This window comes from Micromonospora sp. CA-248089 (assembly GCF_050948515.1).
Classification (GTDB): Bacteria; Actinomycetota; Actinomycetes; order Mycobacteriales; family Micromonosporaceae; genus Micromonospora.
In genome coordinates this window covers 4,373,546-4,388,864 of record NZ_CP192016.1, presented here as the reverse complement: position 1 = coordinate 4,388,864, position 15,319 = coordinate 4,373,546, and the positions used below count along the sequence as shown (strand labels likewise).

Below are 15,319 nucleotides of genomic sequence, written 5' to 3'. Positions count from 1 at the left end.
TCGACCGAGCCGTGGCTCAGCGGGGCTGACGGTGGGCCCGGCCACGACTGGGAGGATCGCTATCTCGCACAGCGATCACCTCCAGCGGTCGGCGGGGCCCGGATGCGGGCGCAGACCGGCCCGCAGACGCGATCATCGTACACCGGGGGTGTGGGTGCCGCGCGCGCGGTCGCCGGTCCCGCGGACCCCGGTCGGAGCGGCGCTGTTGACCTGCGCGGGTTAGCGCTTACCTGTCGGTAACCCCTAGGCTCCGACCGGACCGAGAGATCACTGGAGCAGAGGGGGATCCGTGGCCCGAACCGTGCTGGTGACCGGCGGGAACCGGGGGATCGGCCTGGCCATCGCGCAGGCGTTCGCCAAGCAGGGCGACCGGGTGGCCGTCACCTATCGCAGCGGCGAGGCTCCGGACGGCCTGTTCGGCGTGCGGTGTGACGTGACCGATGCCGAGTCGGTGGACGCCGCGTTCACCGCGATCGAGGCCGAACTCGGCCCGGTGGAGGTGCTCGTCGCCAACGCCGGCATCACCGACGACACGCTGATCATGCGGATGTCCGAGGAGCAGTTCGCCCGCGTCCTCGACACCAACCTGACCGGCTCGTTCCGGGTCGCCAAGCGGGCCTCGACGAAGATGCTCCGCGGCCGCTGGGGGCGGATGATCTTCATTTCCTCGGTGGTCGGTCTCTCCGGCGGCGCGGGCCAGGTCAACTACGCGGCCAGCAAGGCCGGCCTGGTCGGCGTGGCCCGCTCGATCACCCGCGAGCTGGGCACCCGCAACATCACCGCGAACGTGGTGGCGCCCGGCTTCATCGACACCGACATGACCGCGGGCCTGCCCGAGGAGCGCAAGGCCGAGATCCGCAAGTCGATCCCGGCCGGCCGGATGGCCACCCCGGACGAGGTCGCGGGCGTCGTCACCTGGCTCGCCTCGGACGCGGCCGGATACGTCACCGGCGCCGTCATCCCGGTCGACGGCGGCCTCGGCATGGGCCACTGAGCAGAGCACGGAGGAGACACGCAATGTCCGGACTTCTCGCCGGTAAGCGGCTGCTGGTCACCGGCGTCATCACCGACGCGTCGATCGCCTTCTCGGTGGCGAAGCTCGCCCAGGAGAACGGCGCCCAGGTCGTGCTCACGGGCTACGGCCGGCTCTCCCTGGTGGAGCGGATCGCCAAGCGGCTGCCCGAGCCGGCGCCCGTGATCGAGCTGGACGTCACGAACGAGGAACACCTCGCGGGGCTGGCCGACAAGGTGCGCGAGCACGTCGACGGCCTGGACGGCGTGGTGCACTCGATCGGGTTCGCCCCGCAGAGCTGCCTCGGCGGCGGCTTCCTCGACGCCCCCTGGGCGGACGTGGCCACCGCGCTCCAGGTCTCCACCTACTCGTACAAGTCCCTCGCCATGGCCGCGCTGCCGCTGATGTCCGCCGGCGGCGCCGTGGTGGGCCTCACGTTCGACGCCACCAAGGCGTGGCCGGTCTACGACTGGATGGGCGTGGCCAAGGCCGGGCTGGAGTCGGCCTCCCGCTACCTGGCGCTGCACCTGGGCAAGCAGGGCATCCGCAGCAACCTGGTCGCGGCCGGCCCGCTGCGCACCATCGCGGCCAAGTCCATCCCCGGCTTCGACCAGTTCGAGGACGCCTGGACCGAGCGGGCCCCGCTGGGCTGGAGCCTGACCGACCAGGAGCCCGCCGCCCGGGCCTGCCTGGCGCTGCTGTCCGACTGGTTCCCGGCCACCACCGGCGAGATCGTCCACGTCGACGGCGGCTACCACGCCATCGGCGCCTGAGATGTAAGGAAGGGCCCCTTCTTAACGCCTCGTGCAGCGGAAGGGGCCCTTGTTAACACGTCGCGGCCCGGGTGGTCACCGCGCCGACCAGGGGGCGTCGCCACGCCGTGACGGCGGGCGAGGAACAATGGCCCCATGGCGTACGACGCGTTGGTGCTGGTCTCCTTCGGTGGCCCGGAGCGGCCCGAGGACGTTCTCCCGTTCCTGCAGAACGTGACCCGGGGGCGGGGGGTGCCCCCGGAGCGGCTGGCCGAGGTCGCCGAGCACTACCTGCACTTCGGCGGGGTGTCGCCGATCAACCAGCAGTGCCGTGACCTGCTCGCGGCGATCCGCGAGGACTTCGCCGCCAACGGCGTCGACCTGCCGGTCTACTGGGGCAACCGCAACTGGGACCCGATGCTCGCCGACACGGTCGCCCGGATGCGCGACGACGGGATCACCCGGGCGCTCGCGTTCGTCACCAGCGCGTACGGCGGCTACTCGTCCTGCCGGCAGTACCAGGAGGACATCGCCTCTGCTCGCGCCGCGGTCGGCCCGGACGCCCCGCTGATCGAGAAGTTGCGCCAGTTCTGGGACCACCCCGGCTTCATCGAGCCGCACGCCGACGCGGTCCGTGCCGCGCTGGCCCAGCTCGACCCGGCGAAGCGGGACAGCACCCGGCTGGTCTTCACCGCGCACTCCGTACCGATGTCGGCGGCCGTCAGCGCGGGGCCGCACGGCGGCCGCTACACCGCGCAGCTCGAGGAGGTCGCCCGGCTGGTGCACGCCGCGGCCGCGCCGGACCTGGCGTACGACCTGGTCTGGCAGAGCCGGTCCGGGCCGCCGCAGGTGCCGTGGCTGGAGCCGGACGTCAACGACCACCTGGCCACGCTGCCCGAGCAAGGCGTGACCAGCGTGGTGGTCAGCCCGATCGGCTTCGTCTCCGACCACCTCGAGGTGGTGTGGGACCTGGACACCGAGGCGCTGGAGACGGCCAAGCAGCTCGGCCTGGACTTCGTCCGGGCCGGCACCCCGGGGGTCGACCCGCGGTTCGTGGCGATGGTCCGCGAGCTGGTGCTGGAGCGCACCGCCCCGGACGGGGAGCGGCTGCGCCGCCGCCTCGGCGAACTGCCGGCCTGGGACACCTGCCCGGCGCTGTGCTGCGTGCCCCCGGCCCGCCGGCCCTGAGCCCGACCCGACGACACCCCTGGGGACGACACGATGCTTGACCGCAAGCCGGTGCAGAGCTGGCTCACCGACATGGACGGCGTGCTGGTGCACGAGGGGCAGCCGGTGCCCGGCGCCCCGGAGTTCGTCAAGAAGCTGCGTGCCTCCGGCAAGCCGTTCCTGGTGCTGACGAACAACTCGATCTACACGCCCCGCGACCTGCAGGCCCGGCTGGCCCGGATGGGGCTGGACGTGCCGGAGGAGGCGATCTGGTCGTCCGCGCTGGCCACCGCCCAGTTCCTGGCCGACCAGCGGCCGGGCGGCACCGCGTACGTCATCGGTGAGGCCGGCCTGACCACGGCGCTGCACGCGGTGGGGTACGTCCTCAGCGACTTCGCCCCGGACTACGTGGTGCTGGGGGAGACGCGCACCTACAGCTTCGAGGCGATAACGAAGGCGATCCGGCTGATCAACGACGGCGCCCGGTTCATCTGCACCAACCCGGACGCCACCGGCCCGTCGATGGAGGGCGCGCTGCCCGCTGCCGGTTCGGTGGCGGCGATGATCTCGAAGGCGACCGGGGTCGACCCGTACTTCGTCGGCAAGCCCAACCCGATGATGATGCGCTCGGCGCTGAACACCATCGACGCGCACTCCGAGTCGACCGCGATGATCGGCGACCGGATGGACACCGACATCCTGTGTGGCCTGGAGGCCGGACTGGAGACGATCCTGGTGCTCACCGGCATCAGCAGCCGGACCGAGGCCGAGCGGTACCCGTACCGTCCGTCGCGGATCGTCGACTCGGTGGCCGACCTGATCGACGAGGTCTGAGCCGGGGTCCGCGGCCGCGGCGCTAGAGCCGCAGCGGCGCGTTGCAGGCGGCCACCAGGGCCTGCCGGCAGGCGGTGGTCAGCGGCCGCAGCGCCGCGTCGCGCTGCTGCGCCTCGTAGGTGTTCACCGCGCCGCCGGGCGCGCTCTCCCCGGCCAGCGCGAGCACCCGATCGAGTACGGCGGCACGGGCGAACAGGCGGCGGGCGCGCGGGTCGAAGCCGGGCGGCAGGTCGGTGGCGCCGTCCGGGCGGCGCAGCGCGGCGAGCGCGCCGGCGAGTTCCGGCCGCCACTGTGCGACGTCGAGCCGGGTCAGCGTGGCGGTCGTCTCGGCGAGCACGGCGGCGAGTTCCGCCTCGGCCTCCGCCGCGCCGGGTGTGGCGAGCGACGCCTTCGGCGCGTCCACCGGCAGCGGGTGGACCCGCCAGAGCACCGTCTCCCAGGTCATCCCCGAGCCGGAGGTGTGGGTACGGACCTCGGGCACCAGCCCCATCCCGCTCGCCACCACGGCCTCGCCGGCCACCAGTGCCGCCCCGGCGAACGCGCCCGGGCCGGGCAGGCCGCGCGGGTCGCCGGGCGCGGGCAGCACCAGGCGGATGTCGTCGGGCGAGTGCTTGGCGAGGCTGGGCAGCGCCTCCCGCAGCGACACGTCGGTCCAGGTGCCGGGGGCGTCGGCGACGAGGTGCTCCTCGTCGCCGGCGACGGCGTCGGCCACCTCGTCGAAGGGCACCAGGCCGGCTCGCCAGGCACGCACCCAGGCGACGAACCGGCTCGACCGGCGCGGAGCCAGTGTGGCCGCGCCCGCTGCGGGGGAGGACATGCCGAAAGGGTACGTGCTCCGCGCCGCTGCTGTCTCGGCTGCCGCTCCGGCGGCGCGACCTGGCCCCAACTACCCCCTTCGCACCGGTTCGTGCCGACGGATGGTGGCCCGGTCGGCGCGTCGCCGAGCGACACGCCGGGGCGCTGGTTAGCGTCTGCGGCATGGCGGGGCGATACGACGGGGACGTGCTGGCCGGCGACTGGCGACGACGGAAGGTGACTCCCGAGGTCGACGCCGAACCCGATCTGGTGGTCGAGGACGCCGACTCCGGGTTCTGCGGCGCTGTGGTCGGCTTCGACTCCGGCGCGGTCGTGCTGGAGGACCGCCACGGGCGGCGGCGCAACTTCCCGATGCTGCCCGCCGCGTTCCTGCTCGACGGCAAGCCGGTCACGCTGCGCCGGCCCGCCCGCGCCCCGGTGCCCGCCGCGCGACGCCGTACCGCGTCCGGCTCCATCGCGGTGGACGGCGTACGGGCGCAGGTCGCCAAGGCCAGCCGGATCTGGGTCGAGGGCGTGCACGACGCCGCGCTGGTCGAGCGGATCTGGGGCGACGACCTGCGCATCGAGGGCGTGGTGGTGGAACCGCTGGACGGCATCGACGCGCTCGCCGACGAGGTACGCGCGTTCGCGCCCGGCCCGTCCCGCCGCCTCGGCGTGCTCGTCGACCACCTCGTGCCCGGCTCGAAGGAGAGCCGCATCGTCGCAGGGGTCAACTCGCCGCACGTGCTGGTGACCGGGCACCCGTACGTCGACGTGTGGCAGGCGGTGCGCCCGGCGGCGCTGGGCATCGCGGCCTGGCCGGTGGTGCCTCCCGGGCAGCCCTGGAAGGAGGGCGTCTGCGCGGCGCTCGGGGTGGCCGAGCCGGCCGACATGTGGCGGCACATCCTGTCCCGGGTGGACAGCTTCGCCGACGTGGAGACCCCGCTGATCAACGCCATGGAGCGCCTGATCGACTTCGTCACCGAGCCGGCCTGACCGGTTGCGGTGGGGGCCGGGGGCGACCGTGCCCGGACCCGGTCGTCCCTCCGCCAGGGTGATCAAGGAGTTTGCGGGCGTGCTGGAGATCAACGCCGACACAAACTCCTTGATCACCGGGGTGAGCGGTGCGGGTGTGCGTCGATCATGGAGTTGTGGTCCCTGGGGATCGGGCATAGCGGGGCGAAATGAGGGCCACAAGTGCAAGATCGGCGGGGGTGGGGGCGAGAGCGGGGTCAGGGGAGGTCGTCGGGGGAGCGGGTCAGGACGAAGGTGGCTATGTCGAGGGCTACCGGGGTGCCGGAGTCGTCGCGGATCACGGTGAGGATCTCGCCGTCCTGGGAGCCGGAGCGGCCACGCCACCGGTCCGGGCCCTCCGGGGTGAAGCGCAGCTGCGGCCTGCCCACCTGACCGCCGACCAGGTCACCGGAGGCGTCGACGCGGAACTCGTACTCGCCGCCCATCCACCACCAGCGGCCGGTCAGCGCGGCCACGTCGGCGGCGGGCGGGCCGGCCGGGCGCCAGGGGGTGGGCGCGGCCGGTTCGGCGTCCAGCACCAGCGTGAGCGCCTCGCGGCCGAGCGCGCCGATGTGGTGGCCGCGCAGCCCGTACGCGTTGGCGAAGTTGACCACTGCGGTGCGGGTGGGCCGGTGCACGGCCAGGCCGGCCACGTACCCGGGCATGGAGCCGCCGTGCCCGACGTACACCCGGTCGCCGACCCGGTAGAGCTCGATGCCGAGGCCGTGCCCGCCGGTCCACGAGTCCAGGTCGTTTATCACCAGGGGCGCGCACATCTCGGTGAGCGTGGCGGGGGAGAGCAGTGCCGGGTCCGGGTCGGCCAGGAACGCGGCCCAGCGGCCCAGGTCCTCGACAGTCGACCAGAGCTGCCCGGCCGGAGCCATCGCGCCGGTGTCGGTACGCGGCTCCTCCCGCAGCGTCTCGTGCCAGGGGTGGACGACGTAGCCGTGGGCGTACGGCTCGGCCGGGTGGTACGTGGTGCGGCGCATGCCCAGCGGTGCCAGCAGCCGCTCGGTCAGCAGGTCCGCCCAGGGCGTGCCGGTGATCCGTTCCAGCACGGCGCCGAGCAGCCCGTACGCCAGGTTCGAGTAGTGGTAGACGAAGTGCGGCGGATAGGCGATCTTGTCCGGCGTGAGCCCGGCCAGCAGCGTGTCCAGGTCCATGCCCCCGGCCCGCTCCCACCAGTCGCCGTCCGGCTCGCGTTGCAGGCCGGCGACGTGGCCGAGCAGTTGGCGCACGGTCAGCGCGCCGACCGGAGTGCCGGGCAGGTGGGCGTCCAGCGGGTCGTCGAGCGCCAGCCGTCCGGCGTCGCGCTGCTGCATCACCAGCACCGCGGTCATGGTCTTGGTGATCGAGCCGACCCGGTACTGGAGGTCGCCGTCCGGGCGGGGTGTCTCACCGGCGACCGCCAGGTGCGCCAGCCGGCCGTCGCGGACCACGCCGAGAGCGAGCGAGGGGCCTCGCCCTTCGGCCTGGGCCCGGGCGACCAGCAGGTCCACCTGGCGCGCGGTTTCGGGCAGCAGGGACATGTCGTCCTCCTCGTCGGCGGTGGGCGCGGTAATCGGCGCGATCAGCACCGGCATCGAGATCCGCCGTGCCGAGCCTAGCGATCATGACAGTTCGATGACACGTGCGTTGACGTGTCAGGATTGTTCTCGTGGACGCCGTGTTCTGGATCGTTCTGGGTGTGGTATTAGCGGTCGCCGAGATCTTCACGACGACGCTCTTCCTGATCATGTTCGGGGTCGGGGCGTTCGCCGCCGCCGGCGCCGCGGCGCTCGGTGCGCCGGTGGCGCTCCAGGCGGTGGTCTTCGCGGTGGTGTCGGCGCTGTCGGTGGCGGTGGTCCGTCCGGTGGTCCGGCGGCACGCCCGACCGGCGCTGGAGACCGGTGAGCAACCGTTCGGGGTCGAGGCGCTGGAAGGGGCCACGGCTGTGGTCCTGGAGCCGGTCGACGCCGACCGGGGCATGATCAAGATCGATGGTGAGCTGTGGACGGCCCGCTCGTACGACGCGACGCGCACGTACGCCGAGGGTGAGCGGGTGCAGGTGATAAAGGTCCGGGGCGCTACCGCCCTGGTATGGCAGGACGACATTTCCACCCCGGGCGAGCTGCCCGAAGCGAAAAGGTGAACGGTATGGAGTTTCTGGCGATCCTGATGATCGCGGTGGCGTTGATCGGTGTGGTGACGCTGTTCAAGGCGGTGCGGATCGTGCCGCAGCAGCGTCAGGACGTGGTGGAGCGACTCGGCCGGTACAAGCGCACGCTGAACCCCGGCCTGAACCTGCTGGTGCCGTTCGTCGACGCGGTGCGCACCAAGGTCGACATGCGCGAGCAGGTGGTCAGCTTCCCGCCCCAGCCGGTGATCACCTCCGACAACCTGGTCGTCTCGATCGACACGGTCCTCTACTTCAAGGTGGTCGACTCGGTTCGCGCCACCTACGAGATCTCCAACTTCCTCCAGGCCATCGAGCAGCTCACCGTCACCACGCTGCGTAACGTGATCGGCTCGCTCGACCTGGAGCGCGCGCTGACCAGCCGCGAGGAGATCAACAGGCACCTGTCCGGCGTACTGGACGAGACCACCGGCCGCTGGGGCATCAAGGTGACCCGGGTCGAGATCAAGGCGATCGAGCCGCCGCCGAGCATCCGCGACTCGATGGAGAAGCAGATGCGCGCCGAGCGGGACCGCCGTGCCGCGATCCTCAACGCCGAGGGGCACAAGCAGTCGCAGATCCTCACCGCCGAGGGTGAGAAGCAGGCCGCGGTGCTGCGCGCCGACGGTGACCGGCAGGCCCGGATCCTGCAGGCGGAGGGCCAGGCCAAGGCGATCCGTACCGTCTTCGACGCGATCCACACCGCCAACCCGAGCCAGAAGGTGCTGGCCTACCAGTACCTCCAGGCGCTGCCGCAGATCGCCAACGGCACGGCAAACAAGGTCTGGATCGTCCCGACCGAGCTGACCAAGGCCCTGGAGGGCATGGGCGGCGCGCTGGGCGGCCTGGCCAACATGGTCGGCGACCAGCCGTCGCCGGAGGCCGCCAAGAGCGCCGGCGAGGTCGAGCGGGAGGCCGCCGAGGCCGCCGAGGCCGCGGCCATCGCCGCCCAGGAGATCCACGACGAGGTACGCGTGGCCGAGGCGCAGGCCACCGGCGGCAACACCCCGCAGGGTCTGCCCGCGCCGGAGCCGGTGTCACCGGCGAGCCTGGTGAACGACCCGGCGGACCAGCGCGAGCGGGGCTGACCGGCAAATCCGAGAATCCCTCATACGGCGCTCCGGCGACTGCCACCATCGGTTTCAGGACGGGTGGTGAGCAGGGCCGGAGCGCCGTTGCGCGTCCCGGGCCGCCCGTGGTGCGAACGAGGTGAGGCATGAAGGACCCGGCGAACCGGCTGTTCTCCCGTACCCCGGTCCCCGGCGCGCACGACCCCGCCGGGCCGATCGGTTCCCGGCGTACCGGAGGGGGTTTCGGGGTCCTGCCGTTCGTTTCCGAACCCGGCCCGGGCGCCCCGGCCACCGACGCGACCTGGGCCTGGTCGATCCGGCGGTTCGCCCGCGCGGCGGTCTGGCTGCTCCCGGCGTACGCGGTCCTCTACGGCCTGGTGGCGATGGCCAGCGACGGCGGCGTGGGCAACGACCCGTACCCGGCCGACGGCCGGCCGCTCTACCTGGTCGGCTGGGTCGCCTCGGTGTGGCTGGGGCTGCTCGCCCTGCTCGCGCTCACCGGCCTGCTCGCCGCCACCCGCTGCCGCCGCGTCGCGCTGGCCGGGCTGCTGGCGAGCATCGGCGGGATGGTGCTTATGCTGCCGTTCGCCGGGCTGGCCGAGCAGACGCCGGTGTTCGGCGTGACCGCGCGCGGCATCGTGCTGTTCGGCGCCACCCTCTACAGCGTGGGCTGGTTCCTCACCGGCTGGTCGGTCGCCCGGTCCGGGATGTTCTCCTACGGTGACGGGACCATGCTGATGATCGCCGCACCGCTGCTCGGCCTGGGTGGCGCGCTGATCGGCTCCCTGCAGACGTTCGGCGCGATCTTCGTGCTGGTCGCCGGCATCGGCATCGGCTACCGCAGCGGCCGCCTGGTGCCCGAGACGATCGCCCGGGACGCGGCTGCCGCCAGCGTCGCCGCCGCTCCGGTGCCGCCCGCGTCACCGAAGGGCCCACTCGGCGCCGGTTGACCGGTTCTTCAGCTGGGCGGTTGCCGTGAAGTAACTGACAGTTGCCTGGCGAGGTGGCCGGTAGGCGGCTTTCGTGGCAACCCTGGAGACCATGCCGTCTCCCAGGTCGCCGCTGTCGCGGCTGTTCACCGTGCTGCTGGCCGGCCTGCTCGCCGGGCTCGTCCTCGCGCTCGCCGCGCTTCCCGGCGGCCTCCTCGGCGGGTTCGCCGCCCGGGCCGCGCTCGGCGCGTACGCGGACCTGCCCGACGCGCTGCGCACCCCCGTGCAGCCGCAGCGCTCCTACCTCTACGCCAACGACGGCACCACGCTGATCACCACGTTCTACGACGTGAACCGCACCGACGTGCCGCTGGCCGAGATCGCCCCGGTGATGCGGCAGGCGATCATCGCGGCCGAGGACCGGCGGTTCTACTCGCACGGCGGCGCGGACCTGCGCGGCATCGCCCGCGCGCTGGTGGCGAACGTCAAGGGCGGCGGCACCGAGCAGGGCGGCTCCACGCTGACCATGCAGTACGTCCGCAACGTGCTCAAGACCGACCCGAACCGCACCCCGGAGGAGCGGCAGGCCGCCACCGAGCAGACCGTCGGGCGCAAGCTCCAGGAGATCCGGTACGCGAACGCGCTGGAGCAGTCGCTGTCCAAGGACGAGATCCTCAACCGCTACCTGAACATCGCGTACTTCGGCTCCGGCGCGTACGGCGTCGCCGCCGCCGGCCAGCGCTACTTCGGCAAGGCCCCGGCCGACCTGACGCTGGGCGAGGCGGCGCTGCTCGCCGGCCTGGTCCAGTCGCCCGACGCGTACAGCCCGATCGACGGCGACAAGGACCAGGCGCTGACCCGCCGGGGGTACGTGCTCGACGCGATGGCCGAGACCGGCGCGGTCACCGCGCAGCAGGCCGCCGCGGCGAAGGCCGAGGCGCTGACGCTGCGCCCGACCGCCCAGCCCAACGGCTGCACCGCCACCGCCCAGGGCCACGACGACTGGGGCTTCTTCTGCGACTACCTGCGCCGCTGGTGGCTCACCCAGCCGGCGTTCGGCAGCACCCCCGAGGAGCGGGAGCAGGCGCTGCGCCGCGGCGGCTACCGGGTCGTCACCACGCTCGACCCGAAGATCCAGGAGACCGCGCAGGAGCAGGCCACCAAGGTCTACGGGTACGGCAACAAGCGGGCGCTGCCGATCGCGGCGGTCGAGCCGGGCACCGGCCGGGTGCTCGCCATGGCGGTGAACCGGCACTACAGCCTGGACGACAACCCGGACGGGCAGGCCAACCACCCGAACACGGTCAACCCGCTGATCTCCGGCGGCGCCAGCGTCGACGGCTACCAGGCCGGCTCGACGTTCAAGATGTTCACCATGCTGGCCGCGCTTGAGGCCGGCAAGCCGCTGTCCACCGGCTTCGACGCGCCGAGCCGGCTGCCCACCCGGTACGCCTCGGACGACGAGGGCAACTGCGACGGCACGTGGTGCCCGGCGAACGCCAACCCGCAGTGGATGGACGGCTACCGGATGATGTGGGACGGCTTCGGCCGTTCCGTCAACACGTACTTCGTCTGGCTGGCCGAGCAGGTCGGCGAGGACAAGGTGGTGGAGATGGCCCAGCGCCTCGGCATCACCTTCCGCGCCGACTCCGACGCCGCGTTCGCCCGCGACAACGCCGCCAACTGGGGCGCGTTCACGCTCGGCGTGGCCGCCACGACCCCGCTGGACCTGGCCAACGCGTACGCCACGGTGGCCGCCGAGGGCACGTACTGCACGCCGCTGCCGGTGGTCTCGGTGACCGCGCCCGACGGCGACCCCGTCGACGTGGCGCAGCCGTCCTGCAAGCGGGTGCTCGAACCGGACGTGGCCCGCGCCGCCACCGACGCGGCCCGGTGCCCGGTCGGCCAGCAGTCCGCGTTCGGGCAGTGCAACGGCGGCACCGCCACCGCCGTCGACTCGATCGTCGGCCGCCCGGTGGCCGGCAAGACCGGCAGCTCGGAGCGGAACGCCACCGAGACGTTCGTCGGCTACACCCCGCAGATCGCCGTGGCCGGCATCGCCGCCAACCCGGACGACGTCACCGACCTGGTCGGCTCCGCCGTGCAGGCGAAGGTGATCGACGCGGTGGCCCGGACCATCAAGACGGCGCTCACCGGCAAGCCGGTGGCCGCCTTCACCGCGCCCAGCCGGGCACTGGTCGGCGACCCGCAGCGGCCGCAGCCGCCCCGGCGGACCGAGCCGGACCGCCGCGAGCAGCGCGAGGACCGCGAGCTGCCCTCCGACGTGCTGCGCTGGCTGCGCGACCGCGGGTAAGGAAGGGCCCCTTATTAACGCCTCCGGTAGAGGAAGGGCCCCTTCTTAACACCGCGCCGCACGACACCGCGCCGCACGACACCGCGCCGCACGACGCCGCGCCGCACGGAGGGCTCGACGCCGCGCACGACCGCGTCGAGGGCGGCGGCCACCTCGTCCGGGGTGCCGTCGCCGTCGAGCGGGACGAACGAGCCGAACTCCGGCACCGCCCGGTACGCGGCGTCCAGCGCGCGCAGGTGCGCCAGTTCCTCGGTGTCGATGCCCCGGGCGGCCACCCGCCGCTGCGCCACCTCGGGGGAGGTGGCCAGGAAGCACACCACAGCCGGGCGCGGGAAGACCGAGTACGCGGCGCGCACCACCCGCCGTCCCCGGTCGCCCCGGGCCGCCATGATCACGTCCTGGCACCAGGTCCACCGGTCCAGCACCGCCACCCGTCCGGTCAGGCGGGCCACCGCGACGGTCCGGGCCATGGCCAGCGCGCGCACCGTCGCCTCCAGCGCCGGATAGACGGTACGGCCGAACAGCGCCACCCCGTCCGCCCGGCCGAGCGCCCGGGCCAGCCGGTTCCACAGTGGCCGCCCACCGGCGTTCTCGAAGTACCGCGCCCGGACACCGCGTCGGCGCAGCCGTTCGGCCAGCGCCTTCGCCTGGGTGGTCTTGCCGGAGCCGTCGACGCCGACCAACGCGATCATCACCGGGCGGCCCACAGCCCCGGACGCTAACGCACCCGGACAACCATGCACATGACGTGTCGGATCCGGTCCGGCGGCTCCGACCCACCGGCGAGCGCGCCCGGCCGGGACGCGCCGCAACGCGGAGGAACACATCATGGGCAACGTCATCTACGGGGTGCACACGTCTGTCGACGGCTTCATCGAAGGGCCGAACGGGGAGTTCGACTGGCCGGAGATGGGGGAGGAGCTGTCCGCGTACTCGATCGGGCTGGCCGAGCGGGCCGACGCCTTCGTCTACGGGCGGCGGGTGTGGGAGATGATGTCCTCCTACTGGCCGCAGGTCGAGTCGATCTCCGACCACCCGCACGACCTGGCGTTCGCGCCGGTCTGGCGGCGTACCCCGAAGATCGTGGTCTCCCGGACGCTCGCCGAGGCTTCCCACGGCGCCCTGGTGGTCGGCGGCGGCGACCTGGCGAAGGAGTTCGCCGAGGTCCGCGAGCGGTTCCCCGGCGACCTGCTGGTCACCGGCGGCACCGGCGCGGCGACGGCGCTGGCCGCGCTCGGGCTCGTCGACACCTTCGAGGTGATCGTGCACCCGGTGGTGCTCGGCGGCGGGCGGCAGGTGTTGCCCGGTCTGGCCCGGCAGAGCCTGCGTCTGGTCGAGACCCGCCCGTTCGACGGGCGGTCGGTGCTGCTGCGCTACGCGCGGGCCTGACGCCTCAGCGGCCCCGGCGGCGGGGCCGGTACGTGGCGAGCGCGGCCGGTACGCCGCGGCGCACGATGCCGGCCCGGTCGCTGTCCCCCCGCAGCACGGCGGCGGCGGTCTTGCGGGCCTGCTCGACGGTGAAGTGCGGCGGCAGCATCAGCTCGGCCGGGTCCACCACCGCGTTGACCACGACCGGCCGGTCCGCGTCGAGCACCCGCTGCCACAGGCCGTCCACCCGGGCAGGGGAGTCGACCAGCTCACCGCCGAGGCCCAGCACCTCCGCCCACCTGTGGTATGCCACGTCCGGCAGGTCCTGGCTGTCCGGGAACATCGGTGTGCCCTCGCCGGAGCGCTGCTCCCAGCTGACAAACGCGAGGTCCCGGTTGTTGAGCACCAGCACGACGAACCGGGGGTCGGCCCACTCCCGCCAGTACTTCGCCACCGTGATCAGCTCGTTGACGCCGTTCATCTGCATCGCGCCGTCGCCGAGCAGCGCGATCACCGGGCGGTCCGGGTGGGCGAACTTCGCCGCCAGCGCGTACGGCATCCCGCCGCCCATGGACAGCAGCGTGCCGGAGAGGCTGGCCAACATGCCGGGGCGCACCCGTACGTGCCGGGCGTACCAGGCGGTGGCGGTGCCGCAGTCGACGGCGAGCATGGCGTCGTCCGGCAGCGCGTCGTCGAGCGTGGTGAACAGCGACTGCGGGTTGACCGGGTCGGCGGGCTGGGCGGCGACCTCGCGTTGCGAGGCCCGCCACTTGCCGGTGGCGTCGGCGAGGGTGGCCCGCCAGGCGGTCGGGCCCGGCCCCGGGCCCAGCTCCCGGAGCAGGGCGCGCAGCGTCGGCCCGGCGTCGCCGGTCAGGTTCACCTCGGTCGGGTAGCGCAGCCCCATCCGGCTGCCGTCGATGTCGATCTGCACCGCCCGGGCCTGGCCCTCCGGCGGGTAGAACTCCGAGTACGGCATCAGGCTGCCGACGATCAGCAGCCTGTCGCACTCGCGCATGAGCTGCCAGCTCGGGCGACTGCCGAGCAGGCCGATCGCGCCCGTGACCCACGGCTGGCGGTGGTCGACGGCGGTGAAGCCGAGCAGCGCGGTGGCGACCCCGGCGCCGAGCCGGTCGGCGATGCGGCGTACCTCCTCCTCGGCGCCCAGCGCGCCCTGCCCGACCAGCATCGCCACCCGCTCGCCGCCGCGCAGCACCTCGGCGGCGCGGCGCACGTCGGCCTCCGGCGGCGCCGTCGGCTCGCTGCTCGGCACCGCGCTGGTGTGGTAGTAGCCGTGGGCGTGCGGCGGGTGCGGCACCGCGGGCAGGTCCTGCACGTCGGAGGGGAGAACCAGGGCCGTCACGGTACGCCGGGCCAGCGCCGTGCGGCAGGCCCGGTCGACCAGGTGCCGGGCCTGGGACGGGTCGTCGAGCTGGGCCAGGAAGGCCGAGGCCACGTCCTTGTAGAGCGAGAGGAGGTCCACCTCCTGGTAGTAGCCGCCGCCCTCGGCGGGCAGCGCGGTGTGCCCGAGCAGCGCCACCACCGGCTGGTGGTCGAGCTTGGCGTCGTAGAGGCCGTTGAGGGCGTGGATCGCGCCCGGCCCGCTGGTCACCACCACGCAGCCGAGCGGGCCGCCGCCGTACTTGACGTGCGCGCCTGCCGCGAACCCGGCCGTCTCCTCGTGCCGGACCTGGATGAACCGGGCCCGTCCCTCGGCGCGTTGCAACGCCGACGTCATGCCGTTGATCCCGTCGCCGGGGTAGCCGTAGTAGCGGTGCACGCCCCATTCGGCGAGCCGGGCCACCAGGTAGTCGGCGACTGTGGCGTCGCGGGGGAGGTTGCCGTCGTGATCCGCGCCCATCCTGGTTCCTCCGTCGCCGTCGGCCTCCCGCCTCCGTTCCCCGCCCCGGGC

At 73.2% G+C, this 15,319-nt stretch carries 14 protein-coding genes; 10 read left to right on the top strand and 4 right to left on the bottom strand.

Translation table 11 applies throughout. The annotated features are described in order from the left end of the window. The first annotated feature begins 289 nt into the window (after nucleotides 1-289). The 4 genes from fabG to ACQP26_RS20470 all read left to right on the top strand — a co-directional run bounded on the left by fabG (nucleotide 290) and on the right by ACQP26_RS20470 (nucleotide 3,765). A complete protein-coding gene (fabG, locus tag ACQP26_RS20485) occupies nucleotides 290-994 on the top strand; it encodes a beta-ketoacyl-ACP reductase (RefSeq protein ID WP_013287372.1) in 705 nt (234 codons plus the stop codon). Nucleotides 995-1,017: 23 nt separating this feature from the next. Then, nucleotides 1,018-1,785, top strand: coding sequence for an enoyl-ACP reductase FabI (fabI, locus tag ACQP26_RS20480; protein ID WP_135241111.1), 768 nt, complete (start codon nucleotides 1,018-1,020; stop codon nucleotides 1,783-1,785). Nucleotides 1,786-1,920: 135 nt separating this feature from the next. Then, a complete protein-coding gene (locus tag ACQP26_RS20475) occupies nucleotides 1,921-2,952 on the top strand; it encodes a ferrochelatase (protein WP_433493737.1) in 1,032 nt (343 codons plus the stop codon). 33 nt (nucleotides 2,953-2,985) lie between these two features. Next, on the top strand, nucleotides 2,986-3,765 hold the full coding sequence (locus tag ACQP26_RS20470) for an HAD-IIA family hydrolase (RefSeq protein WP_091048117.1): 780 nt from the start codon (nucleotides 2,986-2,988) through the stop codon (nucleotides 3,763-3,765). 22 nt (nucleotides 3,766-3,787) lie between these two features. Here the strand turns inward: ACQP26_RS20470 and ACQP26_RS20465 are convergent, their stop codons facing one another. After that, the gene (locus ACQP26_RS20465; protein WP_433493736.1) at nucleotides 3,788-4,582 is read right to left on the bottom strand and encodes a hypothetical protein; all 795 of its coding nucleotides are present in this window, start codon (nucleotides 4,580-4,582) and stop codon (nucleotides 3,788-3,790) included. Nucleotides 4,583-4,743: 161 nt separating this feature from the next. Here ACQP26_RS20465 and ACQP26_RS20460 point away from each other — a divergent pair, with 161 nt between their 5' ends. Beyond that, nucleotides 4,744-5,556, top strand: coding sequence for a DUF3097 domain-containing protein (locus ACQP26_RS20460; RefSeq protein ID WP_269705128.1), 813 nt, complete (start codon nucleotides 4,744-4,746; stop codon nucleotides 5,554-5,556). Between the two features lie 236 nt (nucleotides 5,557-5,792). Here ACQP26_RS20460 and ACQP26_RS20455 read toward each other — a convergent pair whose 3' ends face one another. After that, nucleotides 5,793-7,103 (bottom strand): serine hydrolase domain-containing protein, encoded by a 1,311-nt coding sequence (locus tag ACQP26_RS20455; protein WP_433496171.1) that lies wholly within the window; start codon nucleotides 7,101-7,103, stop codon nucleotides 5,793-5,795. Between the two features lie 128 nt (nucleotides 7,104-7,231). Here ACQP26_RS20455 and ACQP26_RS20450 point away from each other — a divergent pair, with 128 nt between their 5' ends. The 4 genes from ACQP26_RS20450 to ACQP26_RS20435 all read left to right on the top strand — a co-directional run bounded on the left by ACQP26_RS20450 (nucleotide 7,232) and on the right by ACQP26_RS20435 (nucleotide 12,042). Beyond that, a complete protein-coding gene (locus tag ACQP26_RS20450) occupies nucleotides 7,232-7,705 on the top strand; it encodes an NfeD family protein (protein WP_269705129.1) in 474 nt (157 codons plus the stop codon). Between the two features lie 5 nt (nucleotides 7,706-7,710). Continuing rightward, entirely contained in the window at nucleotides 7,711-8,817 is a 1,107-nt protein-coding gene (locus tag ACQP26_RS20445; RefSeq protein ID WP_269705131.1) for an SPFH domain-containing protein, read from the top strand. A gap of 128 nt (nucleotides 8,818-8,945) precedes the next feature. Beyond that, the gene (locus tag ACQP26_RS20440; RefSeq protein WP_043329731.1) at nucleotides 8,946-9,749 is read left to right on the top strand and encodes a hypothetical protein; all 804 of its coding nucleotides are present in this window, start codon (nucleotides 8,946-8,948) and stop codon (nucleotides 9,747-9,749) included. A 91-nt stretch (nucleotides 9,750-9,840) separates the two neighbouring features. Further along, nucleotides 9,841-12,042: a transglycosylase domain-containing protein gene (locus tag ACQP26_RS20435; RefSeq protein WP_433493735.1), complete on the top strand. Its 2,202-nt coding sequence runs from the start codon at nucleotides 9,841-9,843 to the stop codon at nucleotides 12,040-12,042. 14 nt (nucleotides 12,043-12,056) lie between these two features. Here the strand turns inward: ACQP26_RS20435 and ACQP26_RS20430 are convergent, their stop codons facing one another. Continuing rightward, the gene (locus ACQP26_RS20430) at nucleotides 12,057-12,749 is read right to left on the bottom strand and encodes a thymidylate kinase (RefSeq protein WP_433493734.1); all 693 of its coding nucleotides are present in this window, start codon (nucleotides 12,747-12,749) and stop codon (nucleotides 12,057-12,059) included. 121 nt (nucleotides 12,750-12,870) lie between these two features. Between ACQP26_RS20430 and ACQP26_RS20425 the strand changes: the two genes are divergently transcribed. Next, entirely contained in the window at nucleotides 12,871-13,431 is a 561-nt protein-coding gene (locus ACQP26_RS20425) for a dihydrofolate reductase family protein (RefSeq protein WP_433493733.1), read from the top strand. A 4-nt stretch (nucleotides 13,432-13,435) separates the two neighbouring features. Here ACQP26_RS20425 and ACQP26_RS20420 read toward each other — a convergent pair whose 3' ends face one another. Further along, entirely contained in the window at nucleotides 13,436-15,268 is a 1,833-nt protein-coding gene (locus tag ACQP26_RS20420; RefSeq protein WP_433493732.1) for a thiamine pyrophosphate-requiring protein, read from the bottom strand. Between the last annotated feature and the right edge of the window lie 51 nt (nucleotides 15,269-15,319).

What these genes read in the sequence shown, in the direction of transcription:
- ACQP26_RS20425 (WP_433493733.1), top strand. Translation starts at nt 12,871, where the DNA reads ATGGGCAACGTCATCTACGGGGTGCACACGTCTGTCGACGGCTTCATC.
- ACQP26_RS20465 (WP_433493736.1), bottom strand. Translation starts at nt 4,582, where the DNA reads ATGTCCTCCCCCGCAGCGGGCGCGGCCACACTGGCTCCGCGCCGGTCG.
- ACQP26_RS20475 (WP_433493737.1), top strand. Translation starts at nt 1,921, where the DNA reads ATGGCGTACGACGCGTTGGTGCTGGTCTCCTTCGGTGGCCCGGAGCGG.
- ACQP26_RS20420 (WP_433493732.1), bottom strand. Translation starts at nt 15,268, where the DNA reads ATGGGCGCGGATCACGACGGCAACCTCCCCCGCGACGCCACAGTCGCC.
- ACQP26_RS20445 (WP_269705131.1), top strand. Translation starts at nt 7,711, where the DNA reads ATGGAGTTTCTGGCGATCCTGATGATCGCGGTGGCGTTGATCGGTGTG.
- ACQP26_RS20440 (WP_043329731.1), top strand. Translation starts at nt 8,946, where the DNA reads ATGAAGGACCCGGCGAACCGGCTGTTCTCCCGTACCCCGGTCCCCGGC.
- fabI (WP_135241111.1), top strand. Translation starts at nt 1,018, where the DNA reads ATGTCCGGACTTCTCGCCGGTAAGCGGCTGCTGGTCACCGGCGTCATC.
- ACQP26_RS20435 (WP_433493735.1), top strand. Translation starts at nt 9,841, where the DNA reads ATGCCGTCTCCCAGGTCGCCGCTGTCGCGGCTGTTCACCGTGCTGCTG.
- ACQP26_RS20470 (WP_091048117.1), top strand. Translation starts at nt 2,986, where the DNA reads ATGCTTGACCGCAAGCCGGTGCAGAGCTGGCTCACCGACATGGACGGC.
- ACQP26_RS20460 (WP_269705128.1), top strand. Translation starts at nt 4,744, where the DNA reads ATGGCGGGGCGATACGACGGGGACGTGCTGGCCGGCGACTGGCGACGA.
- ACQP26_RS20455 (WP_433496171.1), bottom strand. Translation starts at nt 7,103, where the DNA reads ATGTCCCTGCTGCCCGAAACCGCGCGCCAGGTGGACCTGCTGGTCGCC.